The organism is Actinoplanes sp. NPDC026619 (genome assembly GCF_040638295.1).
Taxonomy (GTDB): Bacteria; Actinomycetota; Actinomycetes; order Mycobacteriales; family Micromonosporaceae; genus Actinoplanes.
This window is the reverse complement of the sequence record NZ_JBEZYA010000003.1, coordinates 194,302-214,793: the sequence shown is the minus strand read 5'-3', so window position 1 is coordinate 214,793 and position 20,492 is coordinate 194,302. Positions and strand designations below refer to the sequence as shown.

The window sequence follows — 20,492 nt, the reverse complement described above, 5'->3', positions numbered from 1 at the left end:
CCGCCGGAGTGTCCGGCGGGGGCGCCGTGCCGTGCCTCAGCCTTGCCGGGTGGGCCGGATGGTCAGGTCACCGATCTCGACGTCGTCCGGCTGGTCGATCGCGAAGGCGATCGCCCGGGCCACCGCCGCCGGGTCGATGCCGAGGTCGGCCATGCTCTGCCTGGCCTGCTCGCGCACGGCCGGGTCGTCGACGGCGTGGTCGATGAGCTCGGTGCGCACGTAACCCGGCGAGATCGAGGTGGTGCGCAGGACGCCGTCGGTGCTCTCCTGCCGCAGCGCCTCCAGGAAGGTGCGGACCGCGTTCTTCGTCCCGGCATACACCGCCTGGGTCGGGACGATCTTCAGCCCCGACGTCGACACGACGGTGACCAGGTGACCGCGGCCCTGACGGCGGAACGCCGGCAGCGCGGCGGCGATCCCGTTCAGGATGCCCTTGACGTTCACGTCGACCATCGCCGACCAGCCCGCGACGTCGAGGTCGGCCATCAGCCCGATCCGGGTGACGCCGGCGTTGCCGACCAGGACGTCGAGGCGGCCGAATCGCTGGACGGCGGTGTCGACGAGCGACTGGAGGTCGCCGGGATCGGTGACGTCGACGCGGGTGGCGGCCGCGGTGCCGCCGGCCGCCGTGATCTCGGCGACCAGCCGATCGGCGACGCGATCGAGCTGCTGCTGACCGCCGGACGCACGGCCGGCACCATCCGCCCCGATGCGGAGGCCCGCGACGTCATCGTGCTCATCAGCTGGCTGTCCCGCCTGGACGACACCGAACTCGACGCCCGCGGACCACGATTGCTGTCGATCCTGGTCGACGGGCTCCGGGCGTGAGTCACCGTTCCCGGCGGGCCCGCCCGGCGCGGGCGCGCGGAGGGTGAGTGCCGCCCGAGAAACCGGGTGCCAGGGGACCTGGCCTATTTCGTACCGGGAAATGAGCGCAAGAAAACAGCCCCGCCGTAAGCGACGAGGCTGTTTTCCCAATGCGGATCAGTAGTTGGCGATTCCGGCCCATTCATTGTTGGTGCCGGTGGCGACGCGCTTCTTCGCCTCGATGGTGAAGTCGGTGCCGCGCAGCACGTCGGTGGCGACAAATTTCGCCGTGTATTCGCCGGCGACCCAGCAGACCGGGCCGGCGAAGACGGAGTTCGAGGTCGTGCTCCGCAGTCGCAGGCAGATGCCGCCGTCCACGTTGTTGGTGATCTTCACCTTGATGTCGCCGGTGTCGGTCTTGTGCCGGGTGACGTGGCCCGGGGTCCAGCCGCCGTTGGTGTAGACCTCGCCGCCGATGTCGTTGTTCTGAGCCGCGAACGCGGCCGTCGGCACGGCGAACACGCCCGCGGTGGTGGCGAGAACGGCGAGTGCCGTCAGTGAACGCTTCACGATTTTCCTCCTCGGAAAACGATATCCGGAACAACTTCAAGGCTATTCGGCTACGCTTTCCGCGCGCTTTCCATGCATTTACCGGTACGCCGCAAAAACCGCCGCCCGGTGCGGTAACCGGGCGGCGGGTCTTGCGGGAAATGGTCAGTCGCCGTTGATGAGATGCATCGCCAGATCGGGGGAGAACGTCCCGGCCGGGATTCCCTCGCCGTGGTTGCACGAGCCGTCGGAATCGCCCGGAACCTTGACCCACAGCGTGAACTCGGGGCCGGTCGAGCCGCCGATCCGCGACGCGGCGCCGAGTTTCGCCCCGACCGGGTTGCACCAGTTGCCCGGCTGGCCGCCGTTGGCGTTGCGGCTGGTGTCGATCAGGTAGGGCTTGCCGGTGGCGGCCCGCACCTGTTCCGCGTAGGCGGTGGATTCGCTGGTGGTGTAGAAGTTCGACACGTTCACCGCGAGCCCGTGCGCGCCGGCCGCGCCCGCCCGGTCGAGCCGCTGCGCCATGGTCGCCGGATCGACCCAGTGCGCGTTTCCGGCATCCACATAGGACCAGGACTGTCCGCCGAACTCGCCGATGGCGTACCGCAGCAGGTCGAAACGCGCCTGCAGGTCGGCCGCGTCCGGCATGCACCCGGAGTCGGCCTGGGCGAGGGCGTCCGGCTCGATCACGACGATCGCCGGCCGGCCCCGCACCCCGGCCGCGAAATCGCTGATCCACTCCCGGTAGGCGGCCGGGCTGCCCGCCCCGCCGCTCGACGCGCCGCCGCAGTCCCGGCCGGGAATGTTGTAGGCCACCAGGATCGGCACCTTGTGCACCGCCGCGGCGGCCGTCACGTAGGCGTCGACGGCGTCGTAGATGTCGCCGCTCCAGTTGCCGAACCAGTGCGCGCCCGGCCGGGCCGCCATCGCCGAGCGGATGGCGGGCGCCCGGGAGTCGTTCGGGTTGGCGGCCAGCCAGGCGTCCGGATGCGCCTGCGGATCGGCGTAGAAGCCGTACACCTTCGCCAGCTGTGCCGGTGTCGGGTCGGCCGTGTCGAGCTTGAAGTCGCCGACCAGCGGCCGGTCGCCGGCGCTGCCGTAGGCGTAGGAGGCGGTGACCGCGGCGGTGGCGGTGTTCGCGGCGAGCAGCGTCAGCACCCGGGTCGACGGCTTGTAGGCGCCGGCCGTGTCCACGCCGTCGCCGTCCCAGTCGCCGACCACCGGCACGTCGTTCGGATCGAGCCGCGGGTGGTCGAACGCGTAGTCCGAGGCGCCCGAGCTGAGCGCGTTGCGCAGGTGCATGTTGCCGGTCGACGGCCGGAACACGCCGACCGAGTCCTTGCCGTCGCCGTTCCAGTCCCCGGCGACCGGCACGTCGCCGGCCGCGCCGGATGCGAACTGGGTGTCGGCCGGCCCGGCGCTCAGCGCGTTGCGCAGCCGGAACGTCTGATCGGACGGCCGGTAGGCGCCGACGCCGTCCCGCCCGTCGCCGTCCCAGTCGCCGATCACCGGGACGTCGCCGGACAGCGCGAAGTCGGCCGCGGAGAACGCGACGTCGGACGGCCCGCCGGCGTCGAGGGTGTTGCGCAGATGGAAGGTGCGGTCGGAGGCCCGGAAGTAACCGAGGCCGTCCACCCCGTCGCCGTCCCAGTCACCGACGACCGGCGTGTCGCCGGCGATCCCGACGGTGAACCCTTGCACGTCGGCGTTGCCGGACGACAGCGCGGTCCGCAGATAGGCCGTCCGGGTGGAGGCGCGGAACACCCCGACGGTGTCGGCCTTCGCCGCCGGCGCTGCGGGCGCCACCAGCAGAGGTACGACCAGTAGTAGTTGACTGAGCATCCTGGAACTCCTTTTCACACAGCGGCGTTGGTGAGCCGGTACGTGCCCTGCGCGACGACCCACCGGGTCAGCCACGCCTGCGCGACGGTGCTGGCCACCAGCTCCTCGCGCCCCTGGTAGCGGTCCTCGTTGGCGCCGACATAGGTGCGCCGGTCGGCGGAACGCCGCTGCTGCGACAACACCCGGTCGCCGTGCAGCCGCGCCCACTGCGCGCCGCCGACGCTCGTGCCGCCGTCCAGAGCGAGCACACTGATCTGGGTGTCGAGGGTCATCGGCTGCACGTACCGGTCGGTGCCCCAGTCGTTGCCCTGCGGGTAGTAGAGATCGGCCGACCCGCGCACGTAGACCGTCCCGCCCGGCGCGGCCACGGCCGGCCCCGGCGGATAGGCGCTGCCCGCCGTCCATTTGTGGTCGACCAGCGCCTGGTACACCACGTCCGCGTTGAACAGCGCGGCCTGCGGCGTGGCCCGGTCGGCCAGCGAGTAGACGATCGCGCTGTGCAGGTTCTCCGACACGGTCGTCGAGTAGTCCGGATGCACGATGTTGTGGTTGATCACGAAGCCGTCGTCGTTCGCGTTGCTGCCGCCCAGCCACGCGCTGACCGGCTTGCCGTGGAGCACCTTGCTGCTGGTGAGGTCGGTCGGCCGGGCGAACGCCGACACCATCAGCTCCACCTCCTTGCGCTCCCAGCGCGCCCGGTGCGGGTGCGCCGGCATCAGGTTGACGGCGAGCTGCAGGGCCATCGCGTTCCAGGCGTTCTCCTCGGCCTTGGTGTCGCCGGGGCTGAGGATCACGCCGTTGCGGTCCCGGTAGTACGGCACCGGGTAGTCGACGAACCGGTCCGCCTCGGACTCCACCATCCGGGTCAGGCGCTCCCGATCGACCGGGCTGAGGTCGTCCCAGAGCAGCCAGCCGGCCAGCCCGGCCTGCGCCGCCCACAACGTGCTCTGCCAGGTCGGTCCCCACCCGCCCGGGCTGTTGGACCGGTGCCGGTAGACCAGCGAGGTGGTCAGCAGCACCGTGCGGCGGCGCGCCTCGGCCTCGGTCACGCCGGCGGTGGCGGGGTCGAACACGCCGGTCCGCAACGCGGTCGCGACCCCGAGCGCCTCCATCGCGGGCGGCCGGATCTGCAGCTCGTCCACGCCGCCGAACGTCAAATACGGCCCTTCCTGGGCGGCGAAACGCTGCCACCAGGTCGACATGCCGTACCGGTTGGTGTTGCGCAGCAGCTCGATCAGCCGCTTCGCGTCGTCGTCGGCCGGCGCCGGACGGGTGAGCTTCGCCGACGGCCCGACCCCGGCCGGCCCGGCGGAGCCGTCACTGACCGGCCCGGACGGCCCGAGCGTCGCGGCGTCGGCGGGCGTCCCGAACGCGAACGACTGCCCGCCGTCGAGCCGCCACGTGTTGACGTGCACCACGCCGACCCCGTCGACGCCGTCGCCGTCCCAGTCCCCGGCGACCGGCCGGTCGCCCTCGACGCCGAGGCTGGTCGTGCGCGACGCCGCATCGGCCGGATCGATCCCGGCCCGCAGGTACCAGACTCCGGCCCGGTAGACGCCCGGCTCCTGATCGCCGTCGCCGTCCCAGTCCCCGGCCACCGGCAGGTCCCCGGCCCGGCCGTAGGTGAAGGAGACCTCGGCCTCGCCGCCGGAGACGGTGTGCCGCAGCAGCCAGGTGGTGCCCCGCACGACCCCGATGCCCGGCCGGCCCGCCCCGTCCCAGTCGCCGGCGACCGGGGTGTCACCGGCGCGTCCGTACTGGAGGGTGTGGTCGATCGCCGGGCGCTCCGGCCCGACCTGATCGGTCAGCTCCCAGGCGCCCGCCCGGAACACCCCGGCGGTCCTGGTGCCGTCGCCGTTCCAGTCACCCCAGACCGGGATGTCGCCGGCCTTCCCGAAAGTGAACGTCGTCGCGGCCGGTCCGGCACCGACCGCATCCCGCAGGAACCAGTGCAGCTCGCCGTCGACGGCCCGCACCACCCCCGGGAAGTCGCCGCCGCCCGGATCCGCGCGGGCCGTGTGCGTCCCGCCGATCGCGGTGGTGGCGGTAAGGACGGTGATCGTGGCGAGGTGAAGTCTCCAGCGCATAGGCCCGATGCTGATCGGGCCCGCTTACCGCTCGCTTACGTCGGTCGCGCCCGCACCTGATGTGAGCAGCGGGGTGACGGCCGCCGTGCGGTTGGGGAAGCCGTCACCCGTACCGTAAGAAGGGCTTTGTTCATTTGTCCTGAAGGGTCAGGCCGGCGCTGGGCCGCTCCCAGATCCGGGTCGGGTCGTAGAGCGGGTCGACGTGCCACATCCGGATGGCGATCGTCGGGGCCTGCAGCCGGCCGCCGTGCACCTCCGTCGTGACGCCGGTGGCCAGGGTGAGCGGGGCGAGGGTCAGGCTGCTCAGATAGTCGCCGGCCGGCGGGTGGACCGGAAGCATCTTGTCGGCCATCACGACGGCGTCATAGGCCGGCACCAGGAACGATCCCAGGTCGTTCGCGATGCACGGCTGGCTGGTCCGTTTGGCGGCGGCGTCGATCGAGCAGGCGCGCAGCAGCTGCCCTTCGAGCCCGTCCTCGGTGCGGTCGGCGCAGGCGAACCCCGCGGGAAGCTTCAGCAGCCGGGCCGAGGCCTGCGCCTGGGCGGTCAGCACGCCGTACGCCGCCGGGGCGAGGTCGGCGCAGGCCGGCCCGCTGGCGTAGTAGTCGACCGGCCAGTTCGCATTGCTGACGGCACGCAACTGGTAGTCGGCCATGAACCGGCTCACCGAGCTGTCCGCGATGACCAGCCGGGGCTTGGCGTGGCCGCACAGATCGTTGACCCGCTGGACGAACTCGGCGAACCGGGTCCAGCGGTCGGCGAAGAACAGCACGGTGGGCGGCCCGGCGGCCGGCGTGTCGCAGATCGACTCGTTCAGGCCGCCGAGCGCGGACACCCGCCGCCCGGTCGCGTGCGGGGCCGTCTGCAGGGCGGTGAGCAGGTCGTTGACCAGCGACGTCGTGTAGTGATCGGTCGGGTCCGGCGTCTGGTAGATGTCGAGCCGGAAGCCGGCCGGAAAACGCTGCGCCAGCCGGGTCGCGGTGTCCGTGGCGAAGTCCATGTTCGACGCGCCCAGTTGCAGGTAGCCCGGCCGGTCGACGAACGGCCGGCCGGGCGCGCTCAGGTCGGCGAGCAGGTTCGGCGCGATGAACGGGATGCCGGCGTCGAGCAGCCGGTTGATCGCCCGCTGGGTGCTGTCCCGGCTGTCGCCACCACCGATCACGACCACCCGGCCCAGCGAATGCCGTCGCGTGACGATCATCTGGGCCACGTCCTCGATGTGCCGCACGTCCTGGCTGGCATCGCCGATGATCACGTGGAGCCGGTGGCCGCGCGCGGCAGCGAGCTGAGTCTGCGCGAACAGCAGCCCGCGCAGCTGGTCGCGCTCGGACGGATAGTCCCGCCCGTCGGCGCACCGGGTGGCGTCGGACGGCGCCGTGTCGCAGGACAGCGACCCCAGCCAGACAACGGTCAGGTCGCCCTCGCGAATGGCCCGGTTGTTGCCGAGGATCGCCTGCTCCAGCCCGCGGGTGACCGGGTCGATCCCGAAGGCGTCCGGCGTGAACACTCCGGTGCCGCTGTCGTCGAGCAGCCCGTAGCAGCGCCCCTGCGCATCGGTGCGCAGCATGGTGATGCCGCCGGCGCGCGGCAGCGTGTAGCAGCCGTGCACGACACCGGGCAGCCAGGCGTCCCGGGCCACGCCGAGGGTGCCGAGCATGAGCGTGAGAACGACCAGCACCACCTGGTGCCGCAGCGTGAGACCGCCGTTCTTGTTGAAGACCCGCCGGTTGAGGCCGCCGAACAGCGGATTGGAGACGACCACCGGCAGCACCACGGCCGCCACCGAGATGGCCAGCCCGCGCGCGTCCGACCCGCCCCGGAACATGTCGGCCGCGAAGATGGTGACCACCGCCAGGACCGAGGCGAGCCCGATGACGATCAGCCACGCCATCGAATCCTTGCTGGTCAACGCACCGAAAAGACCGAGCAGGGCGGCAACCAGGGCGATTCCCAGGGTCAGCCGCCCGGTGACGGCGACGTGAATGACGACGACGACCAGCGCGAGTACGGCGGCGAGCGCCGAGTGCTCGGTCAGCGACCGCGCTTTCGCGGTGATGGTGGTGGCCTTCGCCGACCCGTCAACCAGGTTCTTGACCCAGGCCGGCCCCCGCAGCAGCTGCCGGCGCAGGGCTTCCCGCCGCCGGTAGACCAGCCAGCTGACCAGCGCCAGCGCGGCGACGATCGCGATAGTCACGGCGCCGACGAGCGGCCCACCCAGCAGAACGGTGATCAGGCCGGCAGCGACCAGCAGAAACGCGATCAGGTTGAGAGTGGAACGCAGCCGAGCCTTCTTGTCACCGTCAGTCATGGCACCCTTTACGCAGCGCGACACCTGGATGCCCGCGATGGTAAGGGAACGGCGCCAGTCAGATCTTATGTGGACAGTTGTCCGCGAGTCGCTTCCGTGCTCAGGTGGGCCAGCAGCTGGAGGACCGCCGGGGGCACCCGGGGCTGGCGCCGGTGCAGTGCCACCATCGTGACCACCGTGCGGTCGCCGGCCAGGGGCCTGGTGGTGATGAGGCCGGCCCGTTCGAGGGGGTCGCCGCGCACGCTGTAGTCGGGCAGCACGGTCAGGCCGACGCCCTCGGCGACCATCATCTTGCCCATCTCGGCGCCGTCGGTGGTGTGCAGGGCGGTGGGCAGTGCGGCGCCGAAGAGCCGGTGGACGAACCGGTACATCAGGTAGCCGGCCCGCATCGTGATGAACCGTTCGGCGCGTAGGTCGTCGGTGGTCACCGACACGTGCGCGGCAAGCGGGTGGCCGCCCGGCAGGACGGCGGCGGGCCGGCCGGTTCGCAGCACCGTCACCTCGAAGTCGGGTGGCACGTCGTCGCCGTCGAGCAGGTTGACCAGGCCGAGGTCGAGGGTGCCCTCGGTCAGCGCCACGTGGATCTCGTCCTGCTGCAGGTTGCGGATCTCGACCGCGACGTGCGGCTGGGCCTCGCCGAAGGCGCGCAGGGCCGGCAGGACCAACGATGATGTGCCCGCGTTGACGGTGCCGACGCGCAGCAGGCGCCGGCTGGCGAGCTGGTCGCCGGCCGCGGTCTTGAGCCGTTCCACCGACTCGAGGACGTCGACGATCGGCGGGAGCAGCTCCCGGCCGGCGAGGCTGATCCGGGCGCCGGAGCGGTGCCGGTCGAGCAGGGTCACGCCCAGCTCCCGCTCGAGTTTGCGGATGGCCTCGCTGATCGCGGGCTGGGAGATGTGCAGCCGCTCACTGGCCCGGCGCAGCGACCCGTAGCGGGTCACGGCGGCCAGGTATTCCAGCTGCTCGATCCGCATGACCCTCCCGAAAGCCGCGGGGGTGATAGGCAACGCCTTGCACCCGATGTCTTGCGGAAGGATAGTCGACCAAGCCTATATTTCCGATAGAGATTGCCGACGGATGGCGAGCACGACGGATGGGGAGCACGATGAAGTTCCACTGGTTCCTGCCCACCAACGGCGGCGACGGCCGGTACATCGTCGGCGGCGGCCACGGCACCCCGGCGCTGGCCGGCGGCCGCCCGGCGTCGGTCGCCTACCTCGGCCAGATCGCCCGCTCGGCCGAGCAGCTCGGCTTCGAGGCGGCGCTGACCCCGACCGGCGCCTGGTGCGAGGACGCGTGGATCACCACCGCGATGCTCAGCAGCGTCTCCGAGCGGCTGAAGTTCCTGGTCGCGTTCCGGCCGGGGCTGATCGCGCCGTTCCTGGCCGCGCAGATGGCCGGCACCTTCCAGAACCTCTCCGGCGGCCGGCTGCTGCTCAACGTGGTCACCGGCGGCGAGTCGCACGAGCAGCGCATGTTCGGCGACTTCCTCGACAAGGACGACCGCTACTACCGGTGCGGCGAGTTCCTCGGCCTGGTCAAGCGGCTGTGGGCGGGCGAGACGGTCACCCACGAGGGCCGGCACTACCAGCTCGACAGCGCGTCGCTCGCCCAGATCCCCGACCCGCTGCCGGAGGTGTATTTCGGCGGTTCGTCACCGGCCGCGCTCGACGTCGCCGCCGAGCACGTCGACGTCTACCTGACCTGGGGCGAGCCACCGGCGGCGGTCGCCGAGAAGGTCGACCGGGTGCGCAACCTGGCCGACAAACAAGGACGGGAGCTGAGGTACGGCCTCCGCGTGCACGTCATCACCCGGGACACCGCCGACGAGGCCTGGGCCGAGGCCGCCCGGCTGCTCGACGGCATCTCCGCCGACCAGATCGTCCAGATCCAGGCCGGCCTGCGCCGCAGCGAGTCCGAGGGGCAGAAGCGGATGCTCGCGCTCAACGGCGGCACCAAGGACGGCCTGGAGATCTACCCGGGCCTGTGGGCGGGCGTCGGCCTGGTCCGCGGCGGCGCCGGCACCGCGCTGGTCGGCAGCCACCAGCAGGTCGCCGACCTGATCGAGGAGTACGCCGCGGCCGGGATCAGTGAATTCGTGCTTTCCGGGTACCCCCATCTGGAGGAGTCCTACCGGTTCGGCGAGGGCGTGCTGCCCGAGCTGGCCCGGCGGGGCCGGTGGCGCCACCCGGCGCCCGGCCGCGGATCGGTGTCCGCGGTGCCGTTCGGAGCGCCGGCGAGGTGACCACGTTGCGCACCAACCAGGACCTCGACCCGGAGCGCCTGCGGGAGGTCTTCGGCATCTTCCCGAGCGGCGTGGTGGCCGTCGCCGCGCTGGTCGGCGGCGTGCCGGCCGGCCTGGCCGCGAGCTCCTTCACCTCGGTGAGCCTCGAGCCGCCGCTGGTGTCGTTCTCCATCGCCAACGCCTCGAAGACCTGGCCCGACCTGCGCCGCGCCGGCCACCTCGGGGTGACGATCCTGGCCGATCACCATTCCACCGTGGCCCGGCAGCTGGCCGGGCCGGTCGAGCGCCGCTTCGACGGCCTGTCGCTGACCGCGACGGCCGACGGCGCGGTCCTGCTCGACGACGGGCTGGCCCACTTCGACACCTCGATCTACCGCGAGGTGGTGGCCGGCGACCACACGATCGTGCTGCTCGAGCTGCACTCCGCGCGCCCGGCCGGCCACGCCGACCCGTCCCCGCTGGTCTTCCACCGAAGCCGCTTCGGCCGCCTGCACGCCGGCTGAGGACCAACCACAAGCAAGAGACCTCCGACGCCGTACGCGCGAAGTTGTCGGCAACCTTTGCCGGGTCCCGGAGCGTAAGTAGTAGCCGTGCGATCAAGGGTGCGGGATGAGGAGGAGGTCACGCCCTTCGTCCGGGCGAGCTATGGGCGTCTGCTCCGGACCGCCTATCTGTTGTGCGGCGACCGCGGCAAGGCCGAGGCTGGCCCACCTGCACGAGGTCTCGATCATGACGCCGTTCACCGGCTGACCACCCGGCCTGTACGCTGTCGGCCGGCATTGATCGACGGGAGCACTGGTGGCGGAGAACGACTCCTCGTACAGCGTGGGTTACGCGATCGGCTACATCGGCACGCGTGTCCTCTGCTGCCTGCTGGTGATCGGCGGCATCACCGCCCTCATCGTCTGGATCGTGCGGCGCAGCACGAAGAAGCCCGCCCCGCAGCCCCCGTTCTACCCGGGCTACCCACCGGCGCCAGGCGGCTACCCGCCCCCGCCGGGAAGCTACCCGCCCCCGCCCGGTGGTTATCCGCCGCCCGGTGGTTATCCGCCGCCCGGTGGTTATCCGCCGCCCGGTGGTTATCCGCCGCCGGGGAACTATCCGCCGCCGGCCGACCCGTTCTCCGGCCCGGACCAGGCGCCGCCGCCGGATCCGGACCAGCGCCCGCCGGCCTGACGCCGCCGGCGCGCCTCAATTGCCGGGCACCAGGCGGAATTTCTCCAGGACGGCCACCGTGTCGTCGTCCACGGTGAACTCCGGGTCGCCGCGCCAGCCGCGGTAGGCGGCGCCGTTCCAGTAGTTCTCGTGGCCGGCGCGCCACTCGGCGACCGACGTGTAGCCCTCACCCTCGCCGATGGCGTGGTCGAGGTCGATGTCGCCGACCCGCAGCACGCGTACTTCGAGGGTCTCGATGACTGCGACCCGGTCGCCGGCCGAATCGATCACGGCAAACCGCTCGCCCCGCTGCGGCAGCGGCTCGTTGCCGATCTCGTAGTCGGCGAGCAACCCGGTGGTGGTCGTCTTGGCGCCGCTCAGCACGGCCGCGACCAGCTGGTCGCGCAGCGGCCCGGGGAACGCGAACTCAAAGACGGGCAGGTGGTCGGTCATGGGCGACACCCTATCCAGCGACCGCGGAGAATTTCTCCGGCCCGGCGTCGGATTCGGGGCGAGCCGTTCGTGGACCATGCGAGAGGTGGCCGGAGCGGGTCGCCGGGACAAGGGAGTCATGGCATGACGCGGTACCTGATCTCGTTCAATTCCGGCGCGATGGACCACATCACCGAGGAGGAGCTGCCCGAGGTCGGCAAGGCCTCGCACGCGGTGGTGCGGGAGGCCTCGGACGCCGGCGTGTGGGTCTACGGCGGCGGGCTCGAACGGCAGCAGGCCAGCATCGTGGCCACCGACGGGATGGTCACCGACGGCCCCTACCCGGAGACCAAGGAGGTCATCGGCGGGTTCTCGGTGATCGACGTGGCCACCCGCGACGAGGCGCTGGCGTGGGCCGCCAGGATCGCCGTCGCCTGCCGCTGCCCCCAGGAGGTCCGGGAGTTGCTGCCCGACGACGAACAGGACGCCGTCAAAGACTGAAAAGGTCAGCTCAAGCGTCGGCGGCCGGCCTCAGGGTGGCCATGGCGCGGTCGAGCGCGGCGCCGAGCGAGCCGGCCGCGCCGGACGCGAGCCAGGAGTGCTGGGCGGCGACCATGCACCCGAAGGCCGCGGCGGTCAGCGCCCGGGGCGTCGGGTCGTCGGCCGCATAGGGCTTGCCGGCCGCGGCGGCGCGCTCGGCCAGCGCGCCGGCCACCGCCTCCTGGACCTGTTGCAGTTTCTGCAGGTAGGCGGCCAGCAGCGCCGGGGTCTCCAGCACCACCCGGTGGACCTGCTCGGCGGTCACCTGCGGGATCGGCTCGTCCAGCAGGTCGAAGATCTTGCGCAGCGACACCCAGACCGGCTCGCCGGGCGGGCGGGCGCGCAGCGTGCCGACCATCTGGTCGGTGGCCAGGTCGAGCTTGCCGACCACGATCTCTTCCTTGGTGGCGAAATAACGGAAGACGCTGCGTTGCGACATGCCGACGGCGGCGGCGATGTCGTCGATCGTGGTGGTGTCGAACCCCCGCTCGACGAACAGCGCGAGCGCCGCCTCGCCGATCTCGCGTTGCACCGCGCGGCGGGTGCGTTCCCTCAGACCCGGCTTCATAGTGCCCCGACATTATCACTCAACGCCGAACTTGACAGCGACTGACAAGTTCGGCGTACGCTGTTGCCATGACCAAGACAATCGTGATCACCGGGGCCAGCGACGGCATCGGCGCGGCCGCCGCCCGCCGGCTGCACCAGGACGGGCACCGGGTCGTCGTGGTGGGCCGCTCGGCGAGCAAGACGCAGGCCGTGGCGGGCGAGATCGGCGCGCCCTTTCACCTCGCCGACTTCACCCGGCTCGACGAGGTGCGCCGGCTCGCCGCCGAGCTGGATGCGGCCTACCCGCGGATCGACGTGCTCGCCAACAACGCCGGCGGGGTGTTCGGCGACCGCACCAAGACCGCCGACGGTTTCGAGCAGACGTTCCAGATCAACCACCTGGCGCCGTTCCTGCTCACCCAGCTCCTGATGGACAAGCTGATCGCGTCCCGGGCGACGATCACCCAGACCTCCAGCGTGGGCGCGCGGATGGCCCGCCCGATCGACGTCGACGACCTCGACAACGACCGCGACTTCAGCCCGATCCGGGCGTACGGCGCGGCCAAGCTGGAGAACATCCTGTTCGCCAAGGAGTTGCACCGCCGCTATCACGCCCAGGGCATCGCCGCGGTCGCGTTCCACCCCGGCAACGTCGCGACCAGCTTCGGCAGCACCACCACCAGCGGGCTGATGCGGTTCATCGTGAGCAACCCGATCACCCGGTCGATGCTGACCACCCCGGAGAAGGGCGCCGATCAGCTGGTCTGGTTCGCCGAGACCGCGCCCGGCGACGGCTGGCAGCCCGGCGGTTACTACGAGAAGCGCAAGCCGGCCAAGACCAACGCGCAGGCGGCCGACGCCGACCTGGCCCGCCGGCTCTGGGAGCGGTCCGAGCAACTGACCTCAGGCCTGCCGCGATAGGTCTTCCGGCCGCCTGAGGCGGTCAGGCGCCGTACTTGGCGAACGGCACCGTCCAGTCGCCGAGTCCGTTGTAGATCGGCAACTTCCGCGGGCTGTTCCGGACGTCGACCACGTCGCCGATCATGAAGTTCTCGTAGACCCACTTGGCGTCGGTGACGCTCAGGTTGACGCAGCCGTGCGACATGTTGGCCCGGCCCAGCGAGTGGTTCCACGGGGCGGCGTGCAGGAACTCGCCGGAGTAGGTGATCCGGGTGCAGTACTCGATGTCCTCGGCGCCGTAGTAGTTCGGGTCGTTCGGGTCGGTGATGCCGTAACTGGCCGAGCTCATGCTGTGCACCCGCTCCTTGGACAGCACCACGTGCGGGCCGCCCGCCGTCCAGTAGCTGATGCGCTCGCCGTTCTGGCCGGTGGCCGAGCCGCCCTTGCCGAGGCTGCACTTCATGGTGCGCGCGAGCTTGCCGTCGATGTACACCTTCGCCAGGTGCGTCTTGTTGTCGACGAGTGTGATCAGCTGCCGCCCGATGGTGAACCGGGTCGACGCGTTCTTCTCGCCGTACACCCCGTTGCCGAGTTTGACGCCGAACAGGTTGACGTCGACCGTGATCGCGGTGCCGCCGGTCCAGTATTTTGCCGGCCGCCAGTGCACGGTCCGCCCGTCCGCCCAGTAGAACTTGCCCTCGACGGCGGGCGTCGTGGTGATCTCGATGGCCTTCTCGGCCGCCGCCTTGTTGACGGCGCGGCTGAACGCGATGATCACCGGCTGGCCCGCGCCGTACGCGTTGCCCTTCTTGAGGGAGCTCATCGCGTTGGCCCGGAAGGTCGTCTCGACCAGGTGTTGCGGCTTCACGGTGGTGAAGTTGGAGATCTTCACCGTCGACGTGCCCGAGCCGTCGGTGGCGGTCACGACCACCTTGTACGTTTTGCCGTAGTCCAGCTTGCCGGTGGAGCGCCACGTGCCGTCGGACTGCACGGCGCCGCTGACCGTCTTGGCGCCCGCGGTGACGGCGACCGACCGCAGCTCGCCGGACTGGGCCACGACCACGATCGGCGTCGCCGGCGTCACCGCGGCCGCCCCGCCCGCCGGCGTCACGCTCAACCGGACCGGCACGACCGGCACGGCGGCCTTCTCGGTGAGACCGGGGGTCGTGGTGGTTTCGGCACTCGCCCTGCCTGGCGCGGACCCACCGATCGTGGCCACCCCGGCGGCAGCGCTCAGTGTCCCGATGATGACCTTGCGTCGCTGAATCATGGCTCTCGCAATCGAGGGGTCCCGGCCGGCGCCATCGGGCCTGTACAGGAATTGACGTTGCTGAGGCCGGAAAGGTTACATGCCTGTCCGATCTTTTCGCTGCGCCCTCTGATTTCGTTCGCGGTAGTCGCTCAGGGTGAGGCCGAGGACGGCCCGGAACTCGTTGGCGAGATGCGCGTGATCGCTGTAGCCGAGGTCGGCGGCGACGGTCCGGCCCGTTCCGGCCAGATCACGGTAGGAACTGCGTGTCGCCGGCCCGGACAGGCCGATCGCGTCCGGCTCGACGACGAGGTTGCAGGCGGGAAACGCGATCAGGTGCTGGAGTGACGATCCGTTCGGCGTCCGCTGGTCGGTGATGACCCGGGTCGAGGACCTCTCCGAGGAGGAAAGCGCGCGCCGGGTGGCCGAGTGGGCGAAGCAGCAGAGCCCGGCGACCTGAGTCAGCGCGGCTGCCGGCACAGCGTGTGGCCGTCCGGGCAGAGGTAGTAGTTCACGCCCGCCGCCAGCGGCGTCCGGGACGCGATGCGGTAGGTGATGCCGGGGCCGCCCGGCGCCAGCACCACGACGTACGGGGCGTCGCGGTCCCAGCCACCGTCGTAGCCGGCGAAGACGTCGGCCGCCCCCGCCGCGTACCCGGAGTCGAAGACCGCCTTGTCGGTGGCCGGCAGGTTCAGGGTGGCCTGCTCGGCGCGCCCCTCGAGCAAGCCGTCGGCATGCCCCGACGCGTACCCCCGGTCGGCCGGCATGGGCCGGGCGGCAGTCGCCCGGCCCATCCAGAACGTGCCCGCTGCGGCGAGCACCAGAAGCACCGCTATCAGCACTGATCGCGTTCGCATGCCTCCATGATGGACGTGCTCAGGCCCGGCCGTAGGCACGGAGCACGGTCTGTTTCACCGTGTTCCCGTCCCGGTCGGTGGCGGTGACCCGCAGCGACACCGGGCCCTTGCCGGCCGGCACCACGAACGTGCCGCCGAGGCCGATCGCCGGCCGCCAGGTGGCGCCGTCGTCGGACGAGAGCGACACGGCCACCGAGCGGGCGCCCGGCACGCTGACGCCGAGCGGGTGCGGCCCGGTGGTGGCGGTGCCGCCCAGCGACACCGGGGCGGCGTAGCCGATCTGCAGCATCGGCAGGGCGCCCGCGCCGGCCGAGCGGAACGTCCATTCGGTGCTGGTCGACGTCCCGTACTGCCATTCGGCGCCGCCCCGCGAGGTGGTCAGCGCGAGCCGGTAGGTGGCTGCTCCCGGCGGGATCGTGAGGTCCTGCCAGGCGTCGCGGGTCTCGCTGATCAGCGTGCCGTTGCGGTAGAGCCGCGCGGTCGACTGGTCGGCCTCGTCGATCGTGAAGTGCTTGTCGCTCGCGTCGACGAAGTCGGCCACCCGAAGGTTCAGCACGTCGCCGGTGCGCTTGTTGGCGTAGCCGGCCGGGGTGGCCGGGCGGACCACCGGCGCGGCCCAGGTCTCGGCGGCCGTGCCGGCGTGCGGATAGGAACGCGGCTGGTCGGCGAAGCCGGTGTCGAGGGCGGCGCCGAGGTCGCCCCACGGGTATTCCTGGTGGACGTGGTGCTGCCAGAGGCTGTCCCCGGCCGAGACCCATTCCTCGCGTACGGACGGGGTCGCGACCGCCCGCTGCTGGTCGTTCCACGCGTAGTCCTGCCACGGCCGCCAGCCGAACCGCTGCTCGCGCACCCAGCCGAGGCCGCCGTTGTCGGAGTAGCGACTGGTGATCCGGTAGGAGTTGGCCGTGGTGACCCGGTGGACGATCTGGTCGGGCACGCGGCCGGTGGAGACCTGGATGACGTCGTACAGATAAGGGCTGTTGGGTGTCATGGTCAGGTCGAGGGTCTTGCCCTTGGCCAGGATCTTCTTCGCGTAGTCGTCGGCGATCAGCAGCGCCGGGACCGGCAGCCGCTCCTCGGCCGACGGGTCCCACCCGGTCCAGGCCGCCGACTCCGGTCCGCGGTCGAGCAGCACCAGGGCCGCCCCGGCGTCCGCGGCTTTCTGCACCTGCTCGTAGTCGTCGCCGTCGCTGGAGACGAGCACCGCCTTGTCCTTGACCGAGCCGCCGGAGGCGAGGGCGTAGTGCCGGGTGCCGGTGAAGACCGGCGAGCTCGGCAGCGCCCGCAGGTCGTAGGTGCCGGCCGACGGGACGACGGCCCGGGCGAACGGCGCCACCAGTTGCCACCGCGAGGAGAACTCGTAGGCGCCCTTGCGGACCTGCGCGGTCGGCGTGACGTTGACCTTCTCGGTCGCGCTGAAGTCCATGAAGCCGTTGTCGATCTGCCGGCCGGTGCCGGTGACCCGGTGCACGTAGTAGCTGAGCACCGCCTGCTGCTGAGCGGGCTTGGGCGTCTCGATCCGGATCGGCCGGGCCTTGCGAGCGTCCAGCACGACCGTCATGTCCTTCTCGACGTGCAGCTCGGGGATGGTGACCAGGGTGTCCTCGGGGTGCAGGCCGGTGCCGACGGCGAGGGTGGCGTCGACCAGGTAGTCGCCCTCGGCCACGTCGACCCAGCCGGCCTCGCCGCGGTCGAGGTAACCCAGCACGTCGAAGCGCCGGTCGTCGCCGAACATCTGGAACACCGGCACAGCGGTGGGCTTGCCGTCCTGGCCGACCGCGCTGAAGGTGACCCGGTGGTGCGGCGGGTCGATGGTGGCGCCGAGCGCGGTGGTGACCAGCACGCCGCCGGTTGCGGTCGCGGTGAGCCAGCCGCCGAGCACGCCCTTGGCGCTGCCGTTGCGGTCGAGGGTGAGCGGCACGGCCACGGTGCCGCCGGCCGGCACGGTGACGGCCGGGGCGGCGCTGACCACGGCCAGACTCGACGTCAAGGTCAAGGTCAACGGCAAACTGCCCGAGTTGGTGTACGTCACGGTCCGGCTCACCGCTTCGAGCCCGAAGTCGGCCACGCCCGTGGCGGTGATCGCCTGCGTGGTGGCGCGGGACAGGTCGACCCGGCCGGCGCCCTGCCCGTACACACTGCTGTCCTTGCTGGTTCTGGCCGTGCTGACCAGGGTGTCCTTGAGCCGTTCGCCGGACCACCCGCGGTGTTCCTGGGCCAGGATCGCGGCCGCGCCGGCCACGTGCGGGGTGGCCATCGAGGTGCCGGAGGCGGCGGTGTAGAGGTTGTCGACCGGCGTGCCCATCGTGGTGCCGGCCGCGCGGGCCGCCACGATGTCCACGCCCGGGGCGGTGATCTCCGGCTTCAGGCCCTGGTCGGTCAGGCGCGGGCCGCGGCTGGAGAACTCGGCGAGCTGGTCGTCGTGGTCGACCGCGCCGACGGTCAGCGCCGAGGTGGCGGCCCCCGGCGTACCCACCGTGTAGTCGCCGCCCTCGTTGCCGGCGGCGATCACGAAGAGCGCACCCGTCGCGCTGAGCGAGTTGACCGCCTCGCTCATCGGGTCGGTGCCGTCGGTGGCGTCGCCGCCGAGGCTCATGTTGATCACCTTGGCGCCGCTGTCGACGGCCCACTGCATGCCCGCGATGATCCCCGACTCGTAACCGCTGCCGCTGTCGTCGAGAACCTTGCCGACCAGCAACTGCGCGCCCGGCGCGACACCCTTGCGGCCGGCCGCGACCGAGGCCACGTGGGTGCCGTGCCCGAAGTGGTCGACGGTGTTCCCGCTGCCGCTGAAGTCCTCGGCCGCAGCAACCCGGCCGGCCAGGTCCGGGTGGGTGGCGTCGATGCCGGTGTCCAGCACCGCCACCTTGACGCCGGCGCCGGTCAGCCCGGCCTGCCACGCGGCCGGCGCGCCGATCTGCTCGATGTTGTCGTCGGCCGCCGTCTTGACCTTGCCGTCCAGCCAGATCTTGCTGGTTCCGGTGGTGCGGGCGCTCGTCTGGCTCTGCCAGAAGGTCTTCTTGTCGACCCGGACGGCCACCGCGTTCAGGCTCGGCAGGGGAGTCTGGAGAGTACGCAGCGAAGCCGCGCCCGGGGACTGGATGATCAGCGGGAGCGTGCTGCTGTCGGCGTCGCCGTAGCCCTCGGCGAGCAGGTGCTCCACATCGAACAGTTCGGCATCCAGCCGACCGCTGCGGACCATCGGCACCACGTCGAGCGGCAGCACCTGCAGTCCGTCCCCGGACTCGGTGGTGCGGAACGAGACGTTCTCCCGCCCGGCCGCCGGACGCACCGTGGCCGCGTACCGGCCGTCGCCCTGGGGAGCGAGCGACACCACGTCGCCGGTGATGAGCGTGATCGCCCGGGTCGCGCCGCCCGGGGTGACCGGTGCGGCCAGGCCCGGGCCCGCCACGGACCCGGTGCCGACCAGGACTCCGGCCAGCACTACCGCGGTTCTTGCTCGTCCTCGCACGCCGTCTCCCTCATGCCACCGGCGTCCCGCTCGATGCTGGGACGTCGATTGGCATTTTCAGGAACGCCGATGCGTGCCGACCAGGCTCCGGACCCGCCCGACCCTTGCCATGGCGTGATGTGGACAGTCCTCCCGCCTCCGTAATGGGCAGGACATCGGCCGGGTGGGTCGATTAGGGTCGGTGGTATGAGGCAAGCCCTTGCCCCCGGTGCTTTCGACTCGCTGCGCCTCGACGCCGTGCCCGACCAGGAGGCGCTGCGCCAGGTCTACGCCCTCCCCGGCGACGCGGCCGTGCGCAAGCAGATGACCGAGCTCACCGACGAGACCCGGCGGCTGATCGCCTGCGCCTCGCTGGTCCTGATCGCCAGCGCGGACGCCGGCGGCAACTTCGACGTCTCCCCGCGCGGTGGCCCCGCCGGATTCGTCTCCGTGCTCGACTCACGGACGGTGGCGATCCCGGACGCGACCGGCAACAAGCGCCTCGACACCCTGCAGAACGTCATCGCCACCGGCCGGGCCGGCCTGCTGTTCGTCATCCCGGGGCGGGCCACGACGCTCCGGATGAACGGCCGGGCCTGCGTCTCCACCCGCCCCGACCTGCTGACGCAGCTGACCGCCGTGGGCAAGCCGCCGGCCAGCGCGCTGATCGTGGGGATCGAGGAGGTCTACCCGCACTGCCCCAAGGCGTTCCTGCGCAGCGGAACCTGGAAGCCGGAGCAGTGGCTGCCCGCCGACGCCCAGCCGACCTCGGCCGAGGTGACCCTGGCCCAGCTGCGGAGGCCGGAGCTGACCATCGCCGACATCGAGAAGAACGAAGCCGACGCCCTGAAATACCGGTACGAGTAACCGGCGGTCAGCGCGTCCGGGCCGCGTCGTTGTGCACGATGATGTCGGCGTGATCGGCCGGGCGCGCCGTGGCGAAGTAGAGCCGCTGGGCCGGGATGTAACGCTCGCGCCAGCGCCGCTCGACGTCGGCCCGGGAGGACACCCGGCGCTCCCGGATCACCGCGCGCTCCACGGTCTTCTCGAGCTCGGTCGACACGAGGACGCGCAGATCCCACCGGTCGATCAGTTCCGGGCGCATGAGGAAGACGCCGTCGAAGACCAGCACGGCGCCGGCCGGGGCGGTGCTGGCCGGCGGGGACACCACGGCATCCGCGGCGTGGTCGTAGACCGCGTGCTGGAAGCGCCGGTCTCCGCCCGGGCCGAGCGGATCGAGCAGAACCCGGTTCAGCGTGTCGTTGTCGTGGGTGTCGAAGTAGCAGCCCTCGGCCGAGAACTCGCCGCGCGCGTAGCGCCGGGCCCGCGGGAAGAGAAAGTCGTCGATCGTCGCGCGGATGACGTCGCGGCCCTGCCCGCGCAGGATGACGGCCAGCTCGTCGGCGAGCGTGGTCTTGCCCGCGGCGGGCGGCCCGTCGATGGCGACCCGCGCCGGGTGCCCGACGGCGATCGACCCGGCCACCCGGCCGATTATCTCGTCGCGACCGTCCATGGCGGCCG

19 protein-coding genes and 2 pseudogenes are annotated in these 20,492 nt (G+C 71.5%); 8 read left to right on the top strand and 13 right to left on the bottom strand.

Annotation, left to right across the window (positions count from 1 at the left end):
* Positions 1–36: 36 nt before the first annotated feature.
* Complete coding sequence (locus AB0E90_RS09435) at positions 37–633, bottom strand: SDR family NAD(P)-dependent oxidoreductase (RefSeq protein WP_360402457.1); 597 nt, start codon at positions 631–633, stop codon at positions 37–39.
* Between AB0E90_RS09435 and AB0E90_RS09430 the strand changes: the two genes are divergently transcribed.
* The gene (locus tag AB0E90_RS09430) at positions 544–828 is read left to right on the top strand and encodes a hypothetical protein (RefSeq protein ID WP_360402455.1); all 285 of its coding nucleotides are present in this window, start codon (positions 544–546) and stop codon (positions 826–828) included. The two genes, AB0E90_RS09435 and AB0E90_RS09430, sit on opposite strands and share 90 nt — an antisense overlap.
* Before the next feature lie 156 nt (positions 829–984).
* On the opposite strand, the gene AB0E90_RS09425 is transcribed toward AB0E90_RS09430, so the two are convergent.
* From AB0E90_RS09425 to AB0E90_RS09405, 5 genes are all read right to left on the bottom strand, one after another.
* Positions 985–1,377 (bottom strand): hypothetical protein, encoded by a 393-nt coding sequence (locus tag AB0E90_RS09425; RefSeq protein ID WP_360401941.1) that lies wholly within the window; start codon positions 1,375–1,377, stop codon positions 985–987.
* Positions 1,378–1,521: 144 nt separating this feature from the next.
* Positions 1,522–3,198, bottom strand: coding sequence for a glycoside hydrolase family 6 protein (locus tag AB0E90_RS09420; protein WP_360401938.1), 1,677 nt, complete (start codon positions 3,196–3,198; stop codon positions 1,522–1,524).
* A gap of 14 nt (positions 3,199–3,212) precedes the next feature.
* Positions 3,213–5,285, bottom strand: coding sequence for a hypothetical protein (locus tag AB0E90_RS09415; protein WP_360401935.1), 2,073 nt, complete (start codon positions 5,283–5,285; stop codon positions 3,213–3,215).
* Between the two features lie 130 nt (positions 5,286–5,415).
* Entirely contained in the window at positions 5,416–7,593 is a 2,178-nt protein-coding gene (locus tag AB0E90_RS09410; RefSeq protein ID WP_360401932.1) for a hypothetical protein, read from the bottom strand.
* Positions 7,594–7,658: 65 nt separating this feature from the next.
* Positions 7,659–8,567 (bottom strand): LysR family transcriptional regulator, encoded by a 909-nt coding sequence (locus tag AB0E90_RS09405; RefSeq protein WP_360401929.1) that lies wholly within the window; start codon positions 8,565–8,567, stop codon positions 7,659–7,661.
* 131 nt (positions 8,568–8,698) lie between these two features.
* Here AB0E90_RS09405 and AB0E90_RS09400 point away from each other — a divergent pair, with 131 nt between their 5' ends.
* The 3 genes from AB0E90_RS09400 (at position 8,699) to AB0E90_RS09390 (ending at position 11,014) form a co-directional block, all read left to right on the top strand.
* A complete protein-coding gene (locus AB0E90_RS09400; protein ID WP_360401926.1) occupies positions 8,699–9,838 on the top strand; it encodes an LLM class flavin-dependent oxidoreductase in 1,140 nt (379 codons plus the stop codon).
* Positions 9,835–10,341: a flavin reductase family protein gene (locus AB0E90_RS09395; protein ID WP_360401923.1), complete on the top strand. Its 507-nt coding sequence runs from the start codon at positions 9,835–9,837 to the stop codon at positions 10,339–10,341. Before AB0E90_RS09400 ends, AB0E90_RS09395 begins: the two co-directional genes overlap by 4 nt.
* Positions 10,342–10,636: 295 nt before the next feature.
* Positions 10,637–11,014, top strand: coding sequence for a hypothetical protein (locus AB0E90_RS09390; protein WP_360401920.1), 378 nt, complete (start codon positions 10,637–10,639; stop codon positions 11,012–11,014).
* Between the two features lie 15 nt (positions 11,015–11,029).
* Here the strand turns inward: AB0E90_RS09390 and AB0E90_RS09385 are convergent, their stop codons facing one another.
* Positions 11,030–11,446: an ASCH domain-containing protein gene (locus AB0E90_RS09385; RefSeq protein ID WP_360401917.1), complete on the bottom strand. Its 417-nt coding sequence runs from the start codon at positions 11,444–11,446 to the stop codon at positions 11,030–11,032.
* Positions 11,447–11,569: 123 nt separating this feature from the next.
* Between AB0E90_RS09385 and AB0E90_RS09380 the strand changes: the two genes are divergently transcribed.
* Entirely contained in the window at positions 11,570–11,926 is a 357-nt protein-coding gene (locus AB0E90_RS09380) for a YciI family protein (protein ID WP_360401914.1), read from the top strand.
* A gap of 10 nt (positions 11,927–11,936) precedes the next feature.
* Here AB0E90_RS09380 and AB0E90_RS09375 read toward each other — a convergent pair whose 3' ends face one another.
* Positions 11,937–12,533: a TetR family transcriptional regulator gene (locus AB0E90_RS09375; protein WP_360401911.1), complete on the bottom strand. Its 597-nt coding sequence runs from the start codon at positions 12,531–12,533 to the stop codon at positions 11,937–11,939.
* Between the two features lie 68 nt (positions 12,534–12,601).
* Between AB0E90_RS09375 and AB0E90_RS09370 the strand changes: the two genes are divergently transcribed.
* Complete coding sequence (locus AB0E90_RS09370) at positions 12,602–13,435, top strand: SDR family NAD(P)-dependent oxidoreductase (protein WP_360401908.1); 834 nt, start codon at positions 12,602–12,604, stop codon at positions 13,433–13,435.
* 22 nt (positions 13,436–13,457) lie between these two features.
* Here the strand turns inward: AB0E90_RS09370 and AB0E90_RS09365 are convergent, their stop codons facing one another.
* Both AB0E90_RS09365 and AB0E90_RS09360 read right to left on the bottom strand, forming a co-directional pair.
* Positions 13,458–14,684 carry an Ig-like domain-containing protein gene (locus tag AB0E90_RS09365; protein WP_360401905.1) on the bottom strand — a complete coding sequence of 409 codons (1,227 nt, stop codon included), beginning with the start codon at positions 14,682–14,684 and terminating at the stop codon, positions 13,458–13,460.
* A gap of 213 nt (positions 14,685–14,897) precedes the next feature.
* Positions 14,898–15,041: pseudogene (locus AB0E90_RS09360) on the bottom strand (AraC family transcriptional regulator); the annotation flags it as partial.
* On the opposite strand from AB0E90_RS09360, the pseudogene AB0E90_RS09355 reads away from it, so the two are divergent.
* Positions 15,013–15,123: pseudogene (locus AB0E90_RS09355) on the top strand (VOC family protein); the annotation flags it as partial. The pseudogenes AB0E90_RS09360 and AB0E90_RS09355 overlap by 29 nt on opposite strands.
* Before the next feature lies 1 nt (position 15,124).
* On the opposite strand, the gene AB0E90_RS09350 reads toward AB0E90_RS09355, so the two are convergent.
* Both AB0E90_RS09350 and AB0E90_RS09345 read right to left on the bottom strand, forming a co-directional pair.
* Positions 15,125–15,520 carry a hypothetical protein gene (locus AB0E90_RS09350; RefSeq protein ID WP_360401902.1) on the bottom strand — a complete coding sequence of 132 codons (396 nt, stop codon included), beginning with the start codon at positions 15,518–15,520 and terminating at the stop codon, positions 15,125–15,127.
* A gap of 19 nt (positions 15,521–15,539) precedes the next feature.
* On the bottom strand, positions 15,540–18,992 hold the full coding sequence (locus AB0E90_RS09345; RefSeq protein ID WP_360401899.1) for a S8 family serine peptidase: 3,453 nt from the start codon (positions 18,990–18,992) through the stop codon (positions 15,540–15,542).
* A 186-nt stretch (positions 18,993–19,178) separates the two neighbouring features.
* Between AB0E90_RS09345 and AB0E90_RS09340 the strand changes: the two genes are divergently transcribed.
* Entirely contained in the window at positions 19,179–19,838 is a 660-nt protein-coding gene (locus AB0E90_RS09340; RefSeq protein ID WP_360401896.1) for an MSMEG_1061 family FMN-dependent PPOX-type flavoprotein, read from the top strand.
* A gap of 7 nt (positions 19,839–19,845) precedes the next feature.
* Here AB0E90_RS09340 and AB0E90_RS09335 read toward each other — a convergent pair whose 3' ends face one another.
* Positions 19,846–20,484 (bottom strand): uridylate kinase, encoded by a 639-nt coding sequence (locus tag AB0E90_RS09335; protein WP_360401893.1) that lies wholly within the window; start codon positions 20,482–20,484, stop codon positions 19,846–19,848.
* Positions 20,485–20,492 lie beyond the last annotated feature (8 nt).